At 56.4% G+C, this 20,305-nt stretch carries 17 protein-coding genes; 11 read left to right on the forward strand and 6 right to left on the reverse strand.

The window, feature by feature from the left end; genetic code table 11:
- Positions 1–50: 50 nt before the first annotated feature.
- Together ACR0J5_RS13075 and ACR0J5_RS13080 are read right to left on the reverse strand one after the other, a co-directional pair.
- Positions 51–3,209, reverse strand: coding sequence for an efflux RND transporter permease subunit (locus ACR0J5_RS13075; RefSeq protein WP_480654020.1), 3,159 nt, complete (start codon positions 3,207–3,209; stop codon positions 51–53).
- Between the two features lie 15 nt (positions 3,210–3,224).
- Positions 3,225–4,325 (reverse strand): efflux RND transporter periplasmic adaptor subunit, encoded by a 1,101-nt coding sequence (locus ACR0J5_RS13080; RefSeq protein WP_480654022.1) that lies wholly within the window; start codon positions 4,323–4,325, stop codon positions 3,225–3,227.
- A 247-nt stretch (positions 4,326–4,572) separates the two neighbouring features.
- Between ACR0J5_RS13080 and ACR0J5_RS13085 the strand changes: the two genes are divergently transcribed.
- Positions 4,573–5,715 carry a patatin-like phospholipase family protein gene (locus ACR0J5_RS13085; protein ID WP_480654024.1) on the forward strand — a complete coding sequence of 381 codons (1,143 nt, stop codon included), beginning with the start codon at positions 4,573–4,575 and terminating at the stop codon, positions 5,713–5,715.
- 261 nt (positions 5,716–5,976) lie between these two features.
- On the opposite strand, the gene ACR0J5_RS13090 is transcribed toward ACR0J5_RS13085, so the two are convergent.
- Positions 5,977–6,696, reverse strand: a complete 720-nt coding sequence (locus ACR0J5_RS13090; RefSeq protein ID WP_480654026.1) for a glutathione S-transferase family protein — start codon at positions 6,694–6,696, stop codon at positions 5,977–5,979.
- Between the two features lie 117 nt (positions 6,697–6,813).
- On the opposite strand from ACR0J5_RS13090, the gene ACR0J5_RS13095 reads away from it, so the two are divergent.
- Positions 6,814–7,185 carry a winged helix-turn-helix transcriptional regulator gene (locus ACR0J5_RS13095; protein WP_480654028.1) on the forward strand — a complete coding sequence of 124 codons (372 nt, stop codon included), beginning with the start codon at positions 6,814–6,816 and terminating at the stop codon, positions 7,183–7,185.
- A gap of 73 nt (positions 7,186–7,258) precedes the next feature.
- On the opposite strand, the gene ACR0J5_RS13100 is transcribed toward ACR0J5_RS13095, so the two are convergent.
- Both ACR0J5_RS13100 and ACR0J5_RS13105 read right to left on the reverse strand, forming a co-directional pair.
- Positions 7,259–7,972 (reverse strand): response regulator, encoded by a 714-nt coding sequence (locus tag ACR0J5_RS13100; RefSeq protein ID WP_480654030.1) that lies wholly within the window; start codon positions 7,970–7,972, stop codon positions 7,259–7,261.
- Positions 7,965–10,196 carry a hybrid sensor histidine kinase/response regulator gene (locus tag ACR0J5_RS13105; protein ID WP_480654032.1) on the reverse strand — a complete coding sequence of 744 codons (2,232 nt, stop codon included), beginning with the start codon at positions 10,194–10,196 and terminating at the stop codon, positions 7,965–7,967. Before ACR0J5_RS13105 ends, ACR0J5_RS13100 begins: the two co-directional genes overlap by 8 nt.
- Before the next feature lie 259 nt (positions 10,197–10,455).
- On the opposite strand from ACR0J5_RS13105, the gene ACR0J5_RS13110 reads away from it, so the two are divergent.
- The 4 genes from ACR0J5_RS13110 (at position 10,456) to ACR0J5_RS13125 (ending at position 13,672) form a co-directional block, all read left to right on the forward strand.
- Entirely contained in the window at positions 10,456–11,295 is an 840-nt protein-coding gene (locus ACR0J5_RS13110; RefSeq protein WP_480654034.1) for an alpha/beta fold hydrolase, read from the forward strand.
- Between the two features lie 60 nt (positions 11,296–11,355).
- A complete protein-coding gene (locus ACR0J5_RS13115; RefSeq protein ID WP_480654036.1) occupies positions 11,356–12,186 on the forward strand; it encodes a class I SAM-dependent methyltransferase in 831 nt (276 codons plus the stop codon).
- 100 nt (positions 12,187–12,286) lie between these two features.
- Positions 12,287–12,646, forward strand: coding sequence for a group I truncated hemoglobin (locus ACR0J5_RS13120; protein WP_480654038.1), 360 nt, complete (start codon positions 12,287–12,289; stop codon positions 12,644–12,646).
- A 3-nt stretch (positions 12,647–12,649) separates the two neighbouring features.
- Positions 12,650–13,672: an adenylate/guanylate cyclase domain-containing protein gene (locus ACR0J5_RS13125; protein WP_480654040.1), complete on the forward strand. Its 1,023-nt coding sequence runs from the start codon at positions 12,650–12,652 to the stop codon at positions 13,670–13,672.
- Positions 13,673–13,705: 33 nt separating this feature from the next.
- Here ACR0J5_RS13125 and ACR0J5_RS13130 read toward each other — a convergent pair whose 3' ends face one another.
- Positions 13,706–14,719 (reverse strand): LacI family DNA-binding transcriptional regulator, encoded by a 1,014-nt coding sequence (locus ACR0J5_RS13130; protein WP_480654042.1) that lies wholly within the window; start codon positions 14,717–14,719, stop codon positions 13,706–13,708.
- 86 nt (positions 14,720–14,805) lie between these two features.
- Here ACR0J5_RS13130 and ACR0J5_RS13135 point away from each other — a divergent pair, with 86 nt between their 5' ends.
- From ACR0J5_RS13135 to ACR0J5_RS13155, 5 genes are read left to right on the forward strand one after another with little or no spacing between them, the layout of a single operon-like run.
- Positions 14,806–15,675, forward strand: a complete 870-nt coding sequence (locus tag ACR0J5_RS13135) for a sugar phosphate isomerase/epimerase family protein (RefSeq protein WP_480654044.1) — start codon at positions 14,806–14,808, stop codon at positions 15,673–15,675.
- Positions 15,672–17,192 carry a sugar ABC transporter ATP-binding protein gene (locus ACR0J5_RS13140; RefSeq protein WP_480654046.1) on the forward strand — a complete coding sequence of 507 codons (1,521 nt, stop codon included), beginning with the start codon at positions 15,672–15,674 and terminating at the stop codon, positions 17,190–17,192. The genes ACR0J5_RS13135 and ACR0J5_RS13140 overlap by 4 nt, the downstream gene beginning before the upstream one ends.
- Positions 17,189–18,148, forward strand: coding sequence for an ABC transporter permease (locus ACR0J5_RS13145; protein ID WP_480654048.1), 960 nt, complete (start codon positions 17,189–17,191; stop codon positions 18,146–18,148). The genes ACR0J5_RS13140 and ACR0J5_RS13145 overlap by 4 nt, the downstream gene beginning before the upstream one ends.
- The gene (locus ACR0J5_RS13150) at positions 18,148–19,098 is read left to right on the forward strand and encodes an ABC transporter permease (RefSeq protein ID WP_480654050.1); all 951 of its coding nucleotides are present in this window, start codon (positions 18,148–18,150) and stop codon (positions 19,096–19,098) included. Before ACR0J5_RS13145 ends, ACR0J5_RS13150 begins: the two co-directional genes overlap by 1 nt.
- Before the next feature lie 32 nt (positions 19,099–19,130).
- Entirely contained in the window at positions 19,131–20,255 is a 1,125-nt protein-coding gene (locus tag ACR0J5_RS13155) for a substrate-binding domain-containing protein (protein ID WP_480654051.1), read from the forward strand.
- The last annotated feature ends 50 nt before the right edge of the window (positions 20,256–20,305 follow it).

Below are 20,305 nucleotides of genomic sequence, written 5' to 3' on the forward strand. Positions count from 1 at the left end.
CCTCGGTCCAAGTATCGAAGTGAAGGGGGTATCCCAAGCTGTGCATTGCGTCATGCCGTTTGGTCCGGCGCTGGGTCTGCCACATTCTTGCGTCTGGTACTTCCGCGCAACCGCTCGGACAATTGCTGGAACACTGCGTACAGCACAGGGATCATCAACAGACCAAGGGTGCTGTCAATGATCATGCCCGCAAAGACCGGGTACCCGATCGAAACCCGACCTGCCGCGCCCGCGCCACTGGCCAGCATCAGCGGCAGAACCCCAAGGATAAAGCATAGCCCGGTCATGGTGACAGGACGAAAGCGCATAAATGCGGCCTTGATTGCGGACTCGTCGATAGACAGTCCATCCCGGGCCCGCATGTTATGGGCAAACTCGACAACCATGATGGCCTTTTTCGCGGCCAGCCCGATCAGCAGAACGATACCGATCTGCGCGTAGATGTTGTTGTTGATGTTGGGGATAAACTGCAGCGGTATGAGCGCGCCAAGAACCGCAAAAATCGTCGAGGCCATGATGGCGAGGGGTAATATCCAGTTCTCGTACTGCGCGACCATGAACAGATAGGCAAAGAGCACGGCAAGGGCCAGAATGAACAAGACCAGATCGCCGGCCTCTACCTCTTGCAGGGTGACATCTGTCCATTCAAGGGTGTACCCGTCGGGCAAAGTTTTGGCCGCGACTTCTTCGACCAGAGCAATCCCATCGCCCGAGCTGACACCGGTCTGCAATTGCGCACTGATCGAGGCTGAGTTGAACAGGTTGTAGCGGTATAGGATTTCGGCCCCTAGTTGCGGTTTGACGGTCACGAATGTCCGCAAGGGCAGGGCCGTGCCTGAGGCGTTCTTGACGTAGACACCGTCAATGTCATCCAGAGACTGCCGATGCTGCGCCTCGGCAGACATGACGACCCAATAGACCCTGCCCTCGCGGACAAAATTATTGACGTATAGGGCGCCAAAACTTGCCTGAAGCGCAGTGAAAATATCGCTGACATGCACTTGCAGCGCTTCGGCACGATTCCGATCAATGTCCAGAAAATACTGGGGCGCGTTTGCCGACATCGAACTGTAGGCCTGTTGCACCTGAGGCTCTTTCATAAGCGCCGCGAGTAAGCCATTTTTAACGGCATCAAACTCCTGAACGTTTCGGGACTGCAAATCCAGTAGCTGCGCGGACAGCCCGCCCGCCTGTCCGACACCGGAAATTGCGGGCAATGGGAACACGAACGAGGTCGCCTCGGGCTTTGCCGCGAGAGTGTCGTTCAGCGCGAACATGATGTTGTACCACTGCGTCTCTTTAGATTTCCGTTCGTCCCAGGGATCAAGCAGCATCACCACCATGCCCACGTTGGATTTGTCGCCGGCAATCAGGCTGAACCCCGCAACCGATGTGACCGAGGCCACCCCGGGATGTTGTCTCACCTCTGCGCCAATATCCAGCAGCACCTGTTCGGTCCGTTGCAGCGACGCGCCGTCGGGCAGTGTAACGCTCGCAAACAAGACGCCGTTGTCTTCGGGTGGGATAAAGCCGGTGGGTGTGTTCATGAAAAGATACACGGTTCCCGCAACCACAGCTGCATAGAAGATCAGGCACAGGGTCTTGAACCGCAGTGTCAGTTTGACCAGGACCACATACCAATCCCGGCAGCGGTTGATCGCATCGGGAACGATCCGGGCAAGCCCCGTGGGGTGGCCTGTCTTGCGGCTAAGGAACTGGGCGCACAGAACCGGCCCAAGGGTCAGCGCATTGATCGCTGACAGGGTGAAGGCAAAGGTTATCGTCAGGGCAAACTGAAGATAGATTTTCCCCGTGATGCCGGGGAAAAAGCACACTGGTACGAATACAGCGGCCAGAACAAAAGTGGTCGCGATGATGGGTCGGGTGACCTGTGACATGGCCTTCAGCGTTGCCTCACGCGGGGCAAGCCCGTCCTCCTCCATGATGCGTTCGGTGTTTTCGATGATGATGATTGCGTCGTCGATCACCAATGTGATGGCCAGAACGATGGCAAAAAGGGTGATCATGTTGGCGCTGAACCCAATCAGGTAGATCAGGGCGACGGTTCCCAACAGGGAAACGGGGATTGCAACCGCCGGGATGATCGTAGCGCGGATACTCAGCAGGAACAGGAACGTCACCGCCACGACAATTGTGGCGGTTATCGCCAACGTGGTGATGATCTCTTCGATTGACTGGCGCACCGCGTCGGTTACGTCATACGCAAGGATGTATTCGATATCCTCTGGGAATTGCTTGGCCAATTCTTCCATCTCGGCCTGCACCGCGGTCGAGACATCAATCGCATTGGCCCCGCTTTCCTGAAAAATCGCCAGAATCGCCGAAGGTTGCCCGTTGTAATAGGCAATGGCCGAGTAGTTTTCGGCACCCAGCTCAATCCGTGCAATATCCCTGAGGCGCACAAAAGATCCATCATCCTGTGCCTGAATGATTATGTTCTCAAACTGCTTAGGATCATCCAGCAAACCCTGCGCATCCAACGTGAACTGAAACGCCGTTGTCTCTTCTCCAAATGGGGCAGCACCGATCTGTCCTGCTGCGGCCTCGACATTCTGTCCCTGAATCGCCGAGGCCACGTCAGATGCATCAATGTTCAGTGCAGCCATCTGGTCGGTGTTCAGCCAGACCCGCATGGAATAGTTGAGCGGTCCGAACTGAGTGGCCGCGCCAACTCCGTCAATCCGGCTGAGGGGATCTTGCAGAACATCCGAGGTGTAGTTGCTGAGATAAAGCTGGCTATAGGTTTTCTTGGGAGAAACCAGGTTGATCACCTGCAGCATGTTGCTGTTTTGTTTTGAAGTAGAGATTCCCTGCTGCGTTACGGATTCGGGTAAAAGCGGGGTTGCCAGCGCTACGCGGTTTTGCACGTTGACGGCGGCAATATCGGGGTCGGTATTGATATCAAAGGTGACCGTCAGGGTATATGTTCCCTCGCTGGACGAGGACGACGACATGTAAATCATGCCCTCGACCCCGTTTACCTTTTCCTCGATCGGCGTCGCCACCGCATCCCGGATCAGCGCGGCATTTGCGCCGGGATAGGTGGCAGTGACCTGAATCTGAGGGGGCGCGATAGACGGGAATTCAGCAATCGGCACCAGCCGCGTGGCAATGGCCCCCACCAGGACCATGATCACAGCCAGAACAATGGCAAAGTTGGGACGGTCAATGAAGAATTTGGACAGCATATAAGGGACTACATCCTAGGAGTGGCTTTCGGTCGGGGTGACTTTTTCGTCCTCCCTGACCCTTTGCAGCCCCTGCACGATGACCGTGTCACCTGCCTTGAGCCCCGATGACACCACCCAATCGCGCCCGGTTTGCGCACCCAGGGTTATGTCCTGCCGTTTCGCGAAATTGTTGCTGTTCACCACATAGACGAAATGGCCCTTTTGATCCAACTGGATCGCGGTTTGGGGGATCACAACCACGTCCGCGGCATCCGGATTTTCAAACGTGACGGCCACCACCTGCCCGGGGATCAGCAACCCGTCGGGGTTGTCAAAACTGGCCCGTACCTCGATCGTGTCGGTCGCTGCGTCGATCTCGTTGCTGATATAGGTGACCGTGCCGCGCTTGGCGTAGGTCGAACCGTTTGTCAGCTCCAGCCGTACCCCCAGTTTCGATGAGTTCTGTCCGACCAGCCCCTCTTGCCGTTTTTGGATCAAGTCCCGCTCGCTGACATAGAGGCTGACATAGATTGGATCGATGCTGGTAATGGTCGCAAGCACGCCGGAATTCGAACTGACGAGGTTGCCGACATCTACGTTGGATTTCGAGATACGCCCATCAATTGGACTGGTGATCGTAGTATAGCCCAAATTGATTTCTGCCTGTTCCAGCTGTGCCTGGGCTTGTTTCACAGCGGCCAGATTTGCGCCCAGCGTCGCCTCGGACGCGTCGACGGTGGATTGTGGGACATCGTCGCGCTGCAACAGGGCCACCTGGCGTTCGTATTCCACTTGCGCACCTCTTGCGGTGGATTCCGCGCCTTCGACATTGGCGACGGATTGATCAACCTGCGCCTGATAATAATCGCGTTCGATCTCAAAAAGCACATCACCCGCCTGCACCTGCCCGCCTTCGGTAAACTGGCGCGTCTCAAGGGTGCCCTGGACCCGGGCGGTGATATCCACGGTGCTGACCGCCTCGACCCGACCCACATAGGAATCCGTCAGGTCGGACTTTTGAGTCTGCGCCTTTTGCACAACCACACTGGGGGGCGTCGTATTGGATTGCCCCTGTGCCGTTGCGGCCAATACAGAAAGCAAAGCGGTCGTCAAAATGAGCCAAGCCTGTCGCATGAACACCGATCCACCTTTGTATGAGAGCAATTACGTCAAGGGTTGCATTGGATTGACCCTCAGTCAATTGCCTGCCGGCCAAAGCAGAGCTACGCTGGGACCATCTTTTGCGCGTAGCGGTTGCAAATGGGGCAGGGGATTGCCCGAGAGTGCGGGGACTGACCAATTTGGATTTTCCGGCTGGTGATGTGATGGAGGCAGCCATGACGTCCGATGTTTCAAACGAAGAAAGGGCCTTACCGACAGTATGAAGCGCCTCATTCAAATAGCCGGTACTGTTTTGGTCTGTCTGGTTCCAATTGCGCTGGTTTACGCAGCAAGTGTATATGCGTACAGCCGCTACTTTTTCGAAAGCCAGTCAGAGTTGCCAGGCTGGCCAGACAAGGAAGACTTTGGCGATGCGCTTGAATGGCAGAGCGAGTATCCGCAAAAGGTACGCATTCTGGCGATGGATGGTGGTGCTCTTTACGGGTTGGCGGAACTGGAAGTGCTGAAGGCGCTCGAAGAAAAATCCGGAAAGCCTGTTCATGAACTTTTTGACTTTGTGGCGGGATCATCCACGGGGGCAATCATCGCGTCTTTGTTGTTCAGCCCGTCTCAGGATGATGGCCAACCGCTGACCGCAGAGCAGGCGTTGAAGGGCTATGAGGTTTTCGCAAAGGACATTCTGGGCGCACCGTTGTATCATAAGATACTGACCGGCTGGGGGCTGTTCGGCCCCGCCATACCCAACGAAGGCCGTATCCAAGTGTTTGAAGAGGTATTCGGCGTCACGAAGTTCAACGATTTTCTGCGACCGGCCATGTTTCCTTCGTTCTCGCAGAAAGAGAATGGCTTGCGGGTGTTTCGCAATTGGGATGACGTCGAAGGAAACCTCTATTTGCGGTCCCTGGTGACGGCTGTAACCAGTGCACCGGTATACTTCCCGGCAGTCCAATTGTCCGGGGAGCATGCATCGGGTGAGCTTTTGGGCGATGCCGCCATGATTCTGAACGCGCCCGGCGAAATCGCATATCTGCACGCGCGCACCAACCTGCCCAAGCATCAGGAATTCGTTGTCGTGTCGCTTGGCAGTAAACTGCAACAACCGGTCCCGACGGAAACCGCTGAGGGCGGCGGTCTTATCAAATGGTTCCGTCCGCTGATGCACATGGTGTTCAACGGAGAGGCCACAGTCAGCACGCACGCGTTGGAACGGCATGCTGATTTCGAGTCGTCCATCCAGATAGACAGTTATTTTCTGTCACCGGGCACGGTCGCAGGTGTCAACGGATTTAACCCCAAGCAGGAAAACATCATGAAAATCCGGGCGTCAGGACAGCAATATGTCGCGCGGAATTCCGCGCTGATCGATGAAGTTGTTCAAAGGCTGACAAGCCCGCCTGAATAGAAGCCCTTTCCTCAACACTGCGTCTGAAACCGTATTGCGGCAGGCACTGACAACCGGTCGGAAACCGCCTGTTCCGGCAGCTCAACACCGAACCCCGTCATGCGCAATTCTTGCGCGCACCGGCCACTGATCAAATGCTTGCAGATCACTATACGATCAGGGTTGCAGCGGATTGTTGCTATCCCCGACCCCTCGGTCTCAGGTGGGAATCCGGCGTGATGATCTGTTTGAAAGTTGCGCAGAGTGTGACGAACCGGACAGTCAGCTTCCTTTCACGTCGCCGGAAAAGCGCGCGGCGTTTTCTTTGGCAAAGGCGCTGGCATCTGCATCGGCATCCCAGAATTGCGGGTTCGCTTTGGGTATGGTCAACGCCCGTTGAACGGCGGGGCGTGCATCTATCCGGTCAAACCAGGCGTTCAGATGGGGCAAGTCATCGACATTCACCCGGGCCCAGACATAGGCGCGGGCCCACGGGAACAACATCATATCGGCAATGGTGTATTCATTTGCCGCGATCCACTCACGCCCGGCCAGATGGGCGTTCATCACTTCCATCAAGCGGCGGCTTTCATCAACATAGCGGCGGATCGAAAACGGTTCTTCGTGACCATTGGGGGCTGCGATATGATGGAAGTACATCGCCTGCCCCATCATGGGCCCGACATGTCCGGCTTGAAAGAACATCCACTGCATCACCTCGGATCGCTTGACCGGATCAGTTGGCAGGAAGCGGCCATATTTTTCCGCCAGATGCCACAGGATCGCACCGGATTCAAAAATCGCCCGTCCTTCTGCCCGATCTTCAATTGTCGGGATTTTACCGTTGGGGTTCAGCGCCAGATAAGCGGGTGTCTTTTGTTCCTGCTTCGAAAAGTTGATGTGGGTCAGATCATAGGGGATGCCAACCTCTTCCAAGAAAATGACCGGTTTGTAACCGTTCATTGTTCCGGCTGTGTAAAGATGAATATCAGGCTGGGACATGGTCGACCTCTGTAAATGCGGGTTCTAGACACTTCGGGCGCAGCAAGAATTTGTGAGTAGCAGTGAAGAAAATCAACCAGTATACTTTTAGTAACCTATTGTTCAGCGGAAAGGACCATGATGCGCGCGCGGGTTGAAGAGAGTGCAAGAGGGCGCCGGGTGGCCATTGATGTCTGCCACGAACCTTGTGCCATCGAACGGGGTATGCGGATTATTGGCGGCAAGTGGACGGGTTCTATCCTGTGGCACCTGAAAGATGGGCCGGTCCGTTTTAACGATCTTGCGCGGATGATCGGCGGTGCCAGCAAAAAGATGATTTCCGAAAGGTTGAAACAGCTTGAAGATCAGGGGCTGGTTCACCGGCAGGTGATGGATACCGCTCCGGTTTCGGTCGAGTATTCCATCACCGAACTTGGCGGAACGGCGCTTGGCTTTCTTAACGAGCTGCGGAAATGGAGCGAAGAATTGCCGCGCGACCTGAAACGATGACGCAGGTTCAACAGCCGCAATGACAGGAGATAGCTCCCTATTCTGAAGTCAGACGTATCTGGCGATTTCACCGTCAGTTCGGATCATACAAATACCCAATTCCACGCACGGTTCTGATGATTTCCGGCTTTTCAGGATTGGTTTCAAGCTTTCGACGCAGTCTTGAAATCCTGATGTCGATACTGCGGTCGAACGGGTCCCAGGATCGGTCATGCGCCTGTTCCAAAAGCTGGTCCCGGTTCATAACACGCCCTTTGTTTTCGGCAAAAACCTTCAACAAGCTGTATTCCATGGCAGTCAGCTGAACTTCGCTCCCATCTGCTGCAAGCAGCTTTGCAGCGTCTGTGTCGAGCGTGAAATCCCCAAAGCGCGAAGGGGCCCCGTCAGGAGCTTTGACAGGTGCAGCGTCGTTGATTGCCCCACGTCGCAGGATGGCTTTGATACGAGCTTCAAGCTCTCTGAGGTCAACAGGCTTGCCAAGGTAGTCATCGGCGCCCATCTCCAAGCCGATGATCCGGTCCACAACATCGCCTGCCGCCGTCAGCATGATCACCGGTGTCGTGTTTTCGGGGCGCAGGGACCTTAGAATTGAAAGGCCGTCCTCCTTCGGCATGTTGATGTCCATGATCATGACATCCACGGCCTGTGCGGCCAGAATGGACCGCAGTTCTTCGCCACCAGATGCGGCAGACACTTTGTAGCTGCGCTTGCTGAGGTATTCCTGCAGCATTTCGCGCACATCGACCTCATCGTCGCAAACCAGAATATGGGTTTTTTGATTATCCATCTGTCCGGTCCTTCTGGTCTGTAAGCAGCTTTGCGACAAGTGCCCTGAGCTCCGACGGAGAGACCGGTTTTTCCAGAAATGGCAAACCGGACTCCCGCAGCAAACCCAATGAACTCTGACCCATTGTATCGCCGGTGATATAGGCGGTCCGGGTAAGCATATCGGGGAACCGCGTCAGCAACGCTTCGTAAATCTTGCGCCCGTCGACGCCGGGCATGTTCAGGTCGCTCAAAAGGATATCGTATTTCGTTGTCTGCAGGCGATTTAACGCGTCTTCGCCAGAGGTGACGAAATCCACGTGGATCCCCTCTCTTCTAAGGATTTCGGCATTCAGTTCACCGACTTCCGCCTCATCATCCACGACCAGCGCCCTGTGTCTGACAAAGGTCTGCGGGGCTTTGGGGGGGGCGTCATCTGCGCGTTCCTCAGCTTCGGAAACGGGTAGTGTGATCCGAAAGCACGTGCCCTCAGCTTCGGCCTGATCCAGACTGATCTGACCACCATGGGACAGCACGATCCTGTGGCAGAAAGCCAGTCCAATACCGGTGCCATCGCCGACTTCCTTGGTGGTAAAAAAGGGCTCGAAAATGCGCGGGCGAATGGCCTTGGCTATTCCGGGTCCATTATCCCGAACTGAAATCTCAACCATTCCCGTCTCGGGCTTTGATGTCGCCGACAGGGTGATCTGATCTCCTATGCCTTTTGAGGTCATAGCCTGTTCAGCATTGATGATCAGGTTGAGGATGACCTGAGTCAACTGGTCGGCATCACCGGCGATTTGGGGCAGGTGTTCCGGCACGTCTTGCGTGATACGAATTTCGCCGGATGAGTTGCCATAACCTGCCACATCGGCGGCGGTTTCGATCATGCCGGGCACGTCGACCGACTCAATCTTGCTGGGTTGTTGACGTGCCATCGCCAGAAAGGTCTTAACAATTTTTGCGCAGCGCTCCGCCGCATTGCCGATCTTTTCGATCCTGACTGTCAAATCGGGATCTGTGATTTCTTCGCGGAGCATAAGCGCGTGGCCGACAACGACGGAAAGCGGGTTGTTGAGTTCATGAGCGACCCCTGCAAGCAACTCTCCCAAGGCGGACATTTTTTCGTTCTGAAAGACAAGCTCCCGCTGTTTTTCAAGCTCGGCTTCTATCGCCAATTCGTCCGTCAGGTCACGGGTGTTGGAGACGATGACCTCTTCGCCTTTGAACGTTATGAGGCGCGATGAATCCGCGCCCCAGAACGTTCTTCCGTCCACGTCAACAAATTCCATGCGCCGATCTTTTAGAAAACCGGCCTGTCGCAGATCCTTTAGATAACGGTCTCTCTCACTTGGGTCGGCGTAGTAGGACTTTGAATTGTCAGCCTCGCCAAACAGTGCCCGGATTTCAGGGGTCGCGAACAGCACCTTACCAGTTTCTGCGTGGGTCATGTTGATTGCGGCAGGGTAGGCTTCCATTACCTGGCGGATCAGGGCCTCGGCCTCTTTCTGGACAGTCAGGTCAATTATACTGGTGACAATGACCTCTTCCCCTTTGTAGTCGATCAGCTGCGAGGAAATTGAGGCCGGAAAAACCTCACCACCTTTGTTCACCAGGTCGAGCTTATAGTCATGAACATACCCGTCGGCCAAAAGCTGAGTGACAAAGTCTGCACGTTCCTCGGGGTTCAAATAGTGCTCTTTTGCAGACCGGGAGGGCCCGAACAGTTGCAGAGCAGCGGGTGTGCGATACAAAATCTGACCGTCACCAATCCGGGCCATCGTTACAATCGCCGAGCTGGCGTCCAGAACCTTTCGGATCAACAGATCGCCGTCGCGTTCTTCCCGCTCGGCCTTTTTGCGTTCGGTGATGTCTTCGCGCGTGACAACAAACCCCCCCAAAGTGGTGGGGTGCACTGAAACAAGATAGGTCCGGCCATCCGTTTCGGTCAGCTCGAAATCCTGGATAAACTCAATCCCATTGGCCAGCCGGTCGGAAACCCATTGCTGCTCATTGCCGATGGCATCGGCGTAGATGCCCCTGCGGGCGGTTTCACGCATCAGGATTTCCCAATCCAGGCCGGGTTCCAGCAGATCGGCGACACCTTTGTTCATCCGGGCATATTGTTTGTTGAACAAAACCAGACGACGGTCGTCGTCATAAAGCGCAAAGCCTTCTTTTAGGGATTCAATGGCATCGCGCAGAAGGTCGCGCGCCTTCTCGATTTCTTCAAGATCGTTCACCATGCCCATCGTCATCCTGATTTTCTAAGACATCATTGTTTCATTGCGATTTCAAAATTGCCCTCTTGTGTTTCAATTGTTTCAAAAGCTGGCGCATCTTGCCAGCCTCACCCGAAATCATGCCGGTTTTTGAGCTGGATACAGAGTTGTGTGACCTGCTTCACAGAGCAACAACTGAAACATTTTGCGGGGCTTTCAGAAATCACATTGAAACAATGAATGCCCAGTTTCTACCCATCACAAAAGTAATTGGGTAACGAAGATGACTGTTTCATTTAAACCTGCTGAATCGACGAATGCACCGATTGTCGCGTTGCATTCCTCTGCATCAAACGGGGGCCAATGGGCCCGGCTGACCGAAGATCTGGAGGGCCGTTTTGACGTTATTGCCTTTGATCTGCCGGGCTACGGAAACGCCCCGCTGACCGGCGATTACACTCAGAACGGGATGGCCGTTTCGGCGGCTCCGATCATCCGCGAAATCGAGGCGCTTGGACAAGCCGTGCATCTTGTCGGTCATTCCAATGGCGGCGGTGTGGTCATCAAGATCGCGCTGTTGCGCCCCGATCTGGTCAAGAGCCTGACCGTCTATGAACCTGCCTCTTTTCATGTTCTCAGGCAGGACCAACAGATCGGTCAGAATCTGTTCCGCGAAATCCAGCTTTTGTCCGGCGTGGTGACGGCTGCCGCAGCAGACGGCGATCCAGCCGCGGGAATGCAGCGCTTTCTCGACTTCTGGAATGAAGACGGGTTCTGGGCCTCACTTTCTGCGTCGGCCAAGGGCCGTTTTGCGGGGATGATTTCGTCTGTTATGGCCGATTTTGCGAACGGGTTCGCGGAAACCTGGCAACTCTCGGATCTGTCTGCGCTGCGGATGCCTGCGCTGATCATGACAGGGCTGGAGTCGCCAGAGATCGCGCAATACGTATCCGTCGCCATTGCCAAGGCCCTGCCGAACGCCCGGATCGCGCTGTTGCCTGAACTGAGGCATATGGCGCCGGTCTTCCAACCCGATTGGGTCAATTCGAGAATTATCGAACACGTCGCCAGCGTCGAACGGGCCCCCGTCAAAATCAGCTGGCCGGAAAAGACTGCGGCCTGACCCCATTGGGGCACCGCCTCCATCAAAGCATCAACCCCTTTATCAAGAGGACCAAAGACTATGGATATTCAAACAACTGCCAGTTCCCAGCCGGACTTTACGGCGATCAAAGCGAAACAAAACGCGGCCTGGGGGGCCGGGGATTACAGCAAGGTCGGTGTGACCCTGCAGATCACCGGCGAAGAGCTTGCCGAAGCCATGGATATGTCCCCGAACGACAAGGTTCTGGATGTCGCAGCAGGCAATGGGAACGCCACGCTGGCGTTCGCCAGACGGTTTTGCGACGTAACGTCTACGGATTATGTCGAGGCCCTGCTGGATGCCAGCGGCAAGCGCGCAAAAGCCGAAGGTCTGTTTGTAACCTACAAGGTCGCAGACGCGGAAAACCTGCCGTTCGAGGATCAGTCATTCGACGCTGTTGTTTCGACGTTTGGGGTCATGTTTACCCCAAACCAACAACAGTCGGCTGCGGAATTGCAACGGGTTGTAAAGCAGGGTGGCAAGATCGGAATGGCCAATTGGACCCCCGACAGTTTCATCGGACTGCTGTTCAAAACCATCGGCAAGCATGTACCGCCGCCCGCCGGTGTCAACTCTCCGGCTTTGTGGGGCAGTCGTGAATGGATCGGGGATACGTTTGAGGGAACATGCGAGATCGCTTCGTTCAAGCGCAAAAACTTCATGTTCCGCTATCGGTCGGCCGATCATTTTCTGGACTATTTCCGGACATTCTACGGCCCAATGCAGAAAGCCTTTGATGCGCTGGACGCGGCGGGTCAAACATCTCTGCACGATGAAATAATGGCTTTGATCGACAAGTTCGACATCTCGACCAATGGGTCTTTGTGTATTTCGTCCGAGTATGCTGAGATCGTCGCAAAGCGCTGCTGACAAAATGTGCAAGTGCCCAATGCCAACAGGCATTGGGTCACACTGGTATGCACGAGCGGCTCAAAACTGTGGTAAGAGTGAGTGTGTAGGGGGTTTCAACATGGCTGAGCGTACACTTTATGAGAAATACGGTGGGTTTTCGCAGATCAGTAAGATCGTGATCTCGTTCTACGATGCCCTGCTGGACAATGACGAAGTCGGACCGTTCTTTGACGAAGTCGATATGTCAAAGATGGTCGACCACCAGACCAAATTTATTGCGTCGTTGCTTGGCGGTCCTGCCTCATACACCGACAATCAATTGCGGCAACTGCATTCGCATCTGGACATTTCACACGCGCATTTTGACGAACTTGAAGCGGTGTTGCGGGATGCGCTGGAGAAACACAGCGTTGCCGACGAAGACGTCGCGGTCGTTGTTGCGGAATTCGGAAAACGTCGTCCCCTGATTGTTAGGTAAATCATGACCATCGAAGCAATTAACGAACAGCTGCTGCGCGCAATCGGTGTGGGGGTGGCGCTGCTGGACCGCAAGTCGTTGCAGTTTGGTTTCCGCAACGACACATTCGACGAATGGTTCAGCGCCGAGGACCAATCCGATCATCTGCTGCAGGTCTTTCCCGATTTGGATGTGACTGCGGTTCAGCACAGCCTGTCCGAAAAACAGCGCTATACGTCTGAAATCAGTTTCAAGAAAAAACGCCGAACGCTTGTGATCGCCCTGGACTTTACCGTTGCGCATGATGACGTGCTGGTTCTTGTCTGCCAGAACATCACACGCATCAAAGAGCTGGAGTCCATGATCGATTCATATTCGATGATGGTTGAACGCAACACGCGTGAGTTGAAGCGGGAAAAAGAGCAGGTAGAGAAGCTGCTTTTGAACCTCATGCCAAGATCGGTCTACGAGGAATACAAAACCTTTGGCGTGGTAACGCCGCAGCTTTACGATCCGGTTTCGGTGCTGATGTTGGATTTCGTCGGCTTCACCGAGATGGTCGCCTCGCAGGACCCAAGTGTCACCGTAACCGAACTGAATGATATTTACAGCGCCTTCGACCGCATCGGCGAGCAATTTGGCTGCGAGCGGATCAAAACGATCGGCGATGCCTATATCACCGTTGCGGGCCTGCCTGATCCAACCCCCGATCACGCCAAGGCAATTGCCAATACAGCCATACGGTTCGTGCGCTATCTGAACCGCCGTAACCTCAGCCATCCGCATCAGTGGCGCTGTAGAATTGGGTTGGCGTCCGGTTCTGTGGTCGGCTCGGTCGTTGGGATTCAGAAATATGTCTACGATATCTTCGGGCCCGCCGTTAACCTGGCCTCGCGGCTGCAAGAGTTCTCTGAGCCGATGCAAATAACGGTTCAGGATGAAGTCGCGCAGGTTCTCAAGGAACAGTTAGACCTGGAGGAGCTTGGACCAAGAGACATCCGGGGGTTCAGGACGCAGGATGTTTGGCGCCTTTCAGACAAGTATTGAACACCTGATCTGCAGAACTTTCCGGGCGCAGATTTACTCTGGTGGGCGGCTCACGCTGTTGCGCGAAACGATCCCATGTTCCAGAAAAACGGCCGTGGCGGGGGCTTCGCCGCTCTCCATAAGCTCCAGCAACATCTCCATCGCACGTTGTCCGATCAGATTGCGCGCCTGATGCACCGTTGTCAGTTCGGGTTGAAAAATGCGGGAAAAGGGCACGTCGTCGAAACCCATTACAGATATCTGTTCGGGGACTGCGTAGCCCATTTGTTGCAGACTGCGGATGACGCCCATCGCGGATTCATCATTTGCGCAGAAAGCGGCCGTGGTGCCGGGCCAATTGCCGATCAGTTCTTTTGCTGCCCTCTCTCCGTCCGCATAGGTAAAGCCGCCGGGAATACTCTGGATACAGTCGGTCAGACCGGCCTGTGTCATAGCTTGAACGTACCCGGCAAGCCTGTCGCTGGTCAGAGTGTTATCTTCGGGCCCGGTGATGTGGGCGATTGCCCGGTGGCCCTGAGAGATCAGAAACTGGGTGGCATCGAAGGCTGCTTTGCGGTTGTCCGTGCCCACATGCGGATAGCCTGAACCCTCCAGTCGCTCTGATATCGAAACAGCGGGGGTCCCTTCGGGCAAAATCCCCTTAGGGGGGGCAGTTCCGTTCAGGATCAATGCCCCATCCGCGCGTCCGTTGCGCAAGTTCTCAAGGATCTTGGCATAGCGCGTTTCATCGCCATTCGTGTTGCCGATCAGGATCGTCAGATTGGCGCGGGTCGCAACCTCTTCGATGCCCGAAAGGATTTTGGAAAAGAAGGGGTTGGAAATATCCGGCAGGACGACAAGAACGGTGCCCGAGCGGTTACGCCGCAGCATCTGGGCCGCTGTGTTGACGCTGTAGCCTGTTTCCACAACCGCCGCGAACACCGAGTCGCGTGTTTTTTTCGAAACGATGTCAGGTGATTGCAAGGCCCGGCTGACCGTAGCGGTCGAGACCCCGGCAACCCGGGCAACGTCCCGAACCGTGGGCCGTTTATTCGTACTTCTTGTCATACCTGCGGTTATAGCAGCGCGAATTGTGAAATGTAATCCTTTACATTGAAAATGAAAACGATTACATAAAAGTGAACAGGAAAGGCTTGATCACCTTGGGAGGGGAAATGAAGCTGGGTGTGAACCTGCTTTGTGTCGGTGGCCTGATCGGCGAAGCGCAGCTGGAGTTCTGCAAGCTCGCAGCCGAGGCGGGGTATGATGGCGTGGAGATTCCCGTGCTCGAAGGGTCGGTCGACCACTATGCGTGGCTGGCTGCACAGTTGGACGCTCTTGGCCTGGAACGAACCTGTACCGCGATCACCCCCGACCCAAAGGCGGACCCCACAAGTGCCGACCCAGAGGTCCGGGCGGGAGGCATCGCGCATCTGGACTGGATACTGGAATGCGCGACAGCATTGGGTGCCCAGACCATTGGCGGACCCTTTCATGCGCCGATCGGGCATTTTACCGGCAGCGGACCAACTGTTGATGAATGGAAACGCGGGGCAGAGGCGCATTTCCGGATGGCGGAAAAAGCGCAAGCGCGCGGCATGCTTCTGGCGTTAGAGCCGCTCAATCGTTTTGAAACTCATTTCCTGAATACGGCGGCACAGGCCGCGCAGTATTGTGAGATGGTCGATCACCCGGCGTTTGGGATTATGTACGACACGTTCCACGCGCATATCGAGGAAAAAGACGAGGCGCAGGCGATTGCTGCGCTCGCGGGCAAGATCAACGTTCTGCACGTCTCGGAAAATGACCGTGGGACGCCCGGAACCGGCCAGATTGATTTTGATACGGTTTTCGCGGCGGTCAAAAAGACTGGTTTCGATGGCTGGGTGGTGATGGAGGCATTTGGCGCTGGTGTTCCTGAACTTGCTGCTGCCACACGTATCTGGCGTCCGATGTTCGAAGATCATCCGCAACTGTTCCACGATAGCGCCACGTTCATTCGCAAGGGATGGGCACAGGCATGAGTGGCGATGTCATCTTTGAGATGAAGGGGATCACCAAGGTTTTTCCGGGGATCAAGGCGTTGGACGCGGTCAGTTTTTCTGCGCGATCAGGCGAGGTTCACGCGCTGGTCGGCGAAAATGGGGCGGGCAAATCCACGCTGATGAAAGTGCTCTCCGGGGTCTATCAGGCGGAAGAAGGCGACATCATTCTGCGCGGTCAAAAGGTCCGGTTTGCACACCCGCTTGAATCGCTCGCGCAGGGCGTCAGCGTGATTTATCAGGAATTCTCGCTGCTGCCTGACCGGACGGTGGCCGAGAATATCTTCCTGGGCCGCGAACCCACGCGCCGTTTCGGATTGCTGGATACCGAAAAGATGCGGCGCGATACCCAAAGCGTGCTGGCGTTGTTTGGAAACCGCCATCGGTTTGGGCCCGACACTCTGGTCAGCGATCTGGATGTTGCGCAACAGCAAATGGTCGAGATTGCCAAGGCGTTGTCGCTGAACGCGCAGGTCATCGTTATGGACGAACCGACAGCCGCGCTTAACGACACGGAATGCGAGCTGCTGTTCCAATTGGTCGACGATCTGCGTGGGCAGGGGCGTTCGATCGTCTACATCACCCATCGCATGCGCGAAATCCGTCGTCTGGCGGATCGTGTCACAGTGATCAAGGACGGCAAGGTCGCGGCGGCGTTCGATGATGTCCCTGAAACCGGCCAGATTGTCGAAGCCATGGTCGGGCGTGACATCGGGCATTTCTATCCTGAACCTGCCAGCGCAGAAGAGGTTGGCGAGGCCGTATTGACCGTGCGCGGCGGTTGCAACGACAGGCTGATCGACATCGACCTTGATCTGCGCGCAGGTCAAATCACCGGGTTCGCTGGTGTTCAGGGTGCGGGCCGTACCGCGTTGGCGCTTGCCCTGTTCGGAGCGGAACCGTTTGTGAAAGGTGCAGTCTCGGTTGAGGGCGAAGGCGTCACGTTGGCGAACCCGCGTAGCGCAGCCAAGGCAGGGATTGCCATGCTTCCGGGTGATCGCAAGGCCGAAGGGCTGATGCTGATGCAATCTGTGCGCGACAATGGCATGATCTCGGCCCGCGCCTTTTCGGCCGCGACGGGTGCGCCAGACAAAACGCCGATTTCCACTCTGGATCAGATGGATGCGCTTTTTGACACCTTTGACCTTCGGGCGGCAAATTACGGTGTTGAAATTCAATCCCTGTCCGGCGGTAACCAGCAAAAGGCTATTGTCGCGCGCTGGCTGTCGTTGTCGCCGAAAGTCCTGATCTTTGTCGAACCAACCCGGGGGATCGACGTCAATACCAAGGCCGGTATCTACGCCCAAATGCGCAAACTGGCGCAAGAGGGCGCCGCAGTTATGGCTATCTCGTCCGATCTGCCCGAGGTGCTGGGCATCTCGGATCGGGTCTTGGTGATGAGCGACGGAAAAATCGTGGCCGAGTTTGGATATGGTGCCAGCGAAGCCGAAGTGATGCATGCGGCGACTGAAGCCCATCTTGAACTGGAGGGCGCATGAGACGGCCCCGCAATCTTGCCGCGCTGGCCCCGTTCTTGCTGTTGCTGGTCGCCATGGCGACTTATGTCGCCGTTGCGGTCGCCACTGGGCAAACTCAATACCTGACCGCTGAGAACCTGCTGGGTCTGCTGGGGCGATCGATTGCGCTGGGGATCACGGCCATTGGCCAGACTTTCGCCATTCTGATTGCCTCGATCGATCTGAGCGTGGCGAACCTGATTTCGGTCTCGGCGGTGCTGGCCTCGTCCATCATGTCGGGCGATCCGGCAATGATGCTGCCTGCGGTTGCGGCTGTGCTGGCCGTGGGGGTTGTGGTCGGCCTGATCAATGGGCTGGTCATCACCCAGTTCGAGGTCAATCCGCTGATCGCAACGCTGGGCATGGCCCTGATCCTGCAAGGGTTGCTGAGCGCCACGTTCAACAATTTCGCCGGCGAAGTGCCGGAAGAGTTTCAGGTCTTCGCCTATGGTCAGATTGGGGGCGTTTCGATCAGCCTTATCTTCCTGATTGCGCTGACCGTGGCGGCCTGGGTGTTTCTGCGTTTCACTCGTGCCGGGTCCAACATCTATTCGGTCGGCGGCAATCCGGATGCGGCCAAACTGGCCGGAATGCGTACCACGCGCGTGGTCATCATGGCACATGTGATTTGCTCGGTCTGCGCCAGCATCGCGGGGCTCTATCTGGCCAGCCGGTTGCGTTCAGGCGCGCCGTGGATCGGGCGGGATGGTGTTTATGATCTGGAATCCATCGCTGTGGTTGTCATTGGCGGCACCGCCCTGTCCGGCGGGCGCGGAGGGGTCTGGGGCACCCTGATGGGGGTGATGATCTTTTCGCTGATCGACTCGATCTTCAACATCGCGGGAGTGGACGCCTTCGCCAAACAGATCCTGCGCGGGGTCATCATCGTGGCCGCTGTCGCCGTCTATGCGGTGCGCAGCCGGAGGATCGAGGCATGATGGCTCGTATAAAACAGATCAACCCGGTCTTTCTGGTGCTGGCGCTGCTGTTCGTGGCGATTGCAATCCTGTCACCCTATTTCCTGCAACCGACCGGGTACATGAACTTCCTCAAACGCGCGGCCCCGATTGCGATCCTGGCGGTGGGGCAGCTTTACGTCATCAACTCGGGCGGGTTCGACCTGTCGGCGGGGGCGCTGGTGACATTGACGGTGATCGGCAGCTCGATCCTGCTGGATGGGGATGCAAGTGCGACATGGTGGGTGATCCTCGTTATGCTGGGCGCAGGCGTGATCGTGGGAACGGTGAACGCGCTGGTGGTGTCCTGGCTGAAGGTGCCGTCGATTATCGCCACGCTGGGGATGATGATTACCCTCAGCGGGATTGCCCTGACGTGGTCGGGCGGGGCTCCGCGTGGATACCTGCCCGAGAACTTCCGGTTCTTCGGGCGTTACCTCATCAAGGACATGCCGCTGGTCAAAATCCTGCCGGTTGCGGTGATTGTCATGATCGTGGTCTGCGCCGCGATGTGGTGGCTGATGCACCGCACCAATTATGGCAAACGCCTGATCGCCATGGGCGATAATCCCAAAGCGGCCTTGCTGGCCGGAGTCCCACTCACGGAAACTCGGATTGTCGCTTTTGTCATGTCGTCGGTCTCGGCGGTCATCGCCGGGATATTGCTAGGCGGATTTGCAGGAGTGTCCACCGATGTGGGCGTGGGGCTGGAATTGCAGGCCATCACCGCCGCCGTCATCGGTGGCGCGCAATTGCTGGGCGGGCGCGGCACCGTGGGGGCCACGATTGCAGGCGCGCTGGTTTTGCAGGCGATGTTCACGCTGCTCAACATTTTGGGCTTTCCCAAACCCACCCGTGACGTGGTGCAGGGACTGATTTTGATCTCGGCGGTGGTGATCGCCGGATACCGACGACGCCGATCCGGGGGATAGGCGCCCAATAACTTTTCAGAGGAGGAAACGAAATGATTAAAATAATGACAGCAACCGCGCTGACGGCGCTTGTGGTCGCTCTGCCCGCGCAGGCGCAGAATTTCGATGACCCGGTCGAATTTGCCAAGCAAAAGGACATGCTGGGCGCAGCCGCCAATGGCGATGCGTCAACCCCTTGGCTGCAGCACTATGGCGACGTGATGGCCGATACCTCGGGCTTCAAGAAAGACGGCCCGCACACGATCTGCTTCTCGAACGCGGGTGTGAACAACCCGTGGCGCGTGGTCGGCTGGAACACCATGCAGGCCGAGGTCGAACAGCATGACAGTATCGCCGAGTTCGTGGTGACCGATGCCGAAGGTTCGGACGACAAGCAGATTGCCGATATCGAGGATCTGCTGGCCGGTGGCACCTGTGACGCCCTGATCGTGTCCCCCAACACGACCGCAGCCCTGACCCCCGCTGTGGAAAAAGCCTGTGAACAGCTGCCGGTTATTGTATTTGACCGCGGCGTGAATACCGATTGCCCGGTCACGTTCATCAAGCCCGTCGGTGGCTATGGCTTTGGCATCCAGTCCGGTGAGTTCATTGCGGCCAACGCCCCCGAGGGATCGGACGTGCTGATGCTGCGCATCCTGCCCGGAGTGGACGTTCTGGAAACCCGCTACTCTGCCGCGAAACGCATTCTGGAAGAGGCCGGTCTGAACATCGTCGGTGCGGAATTCACCGATGGCGACCGCGCCAAGACCAAGGCGATTGTCGAGGACTATATCCAGCGCGGCAACCAGTTGGGCGCGGTCTGGATGGACGCGGGCGCAACCTCGGTCGCGGCGATCGAGGCGTTCGAGGATATGGGGCTGGACGTGCCGATTGTCACCGGCGAAGACCAGCAGGATTTCCTGCAGAAATGGCAGGAGATCGGCCTGAACACCATCGCGCCGACCTATCCGACCTATCAGTGGCGCACGCCCATTCTGGCGGCTTTGAAGGTTCTGGATGGCGAGGTGATCCCCGGCCCGGAATGGAACCTGCCGCAACCGGCGATCACCAATGACAATCTGGCGGATTTCGTGAACCCGTCGATGCCGCCGCTGCACTATGCGGGTTGCGGCTGTGAAGACATGCCGGGTTACCCCGAGCGTTGGGGCGGCAAGTAATCAACTGACCCCGTCAGGCCCCGGTCGGGGCCTGACATCCATGTTTTTCA

The organism is Ruegeria sp. BE1 (assembly GCF_056538885.1).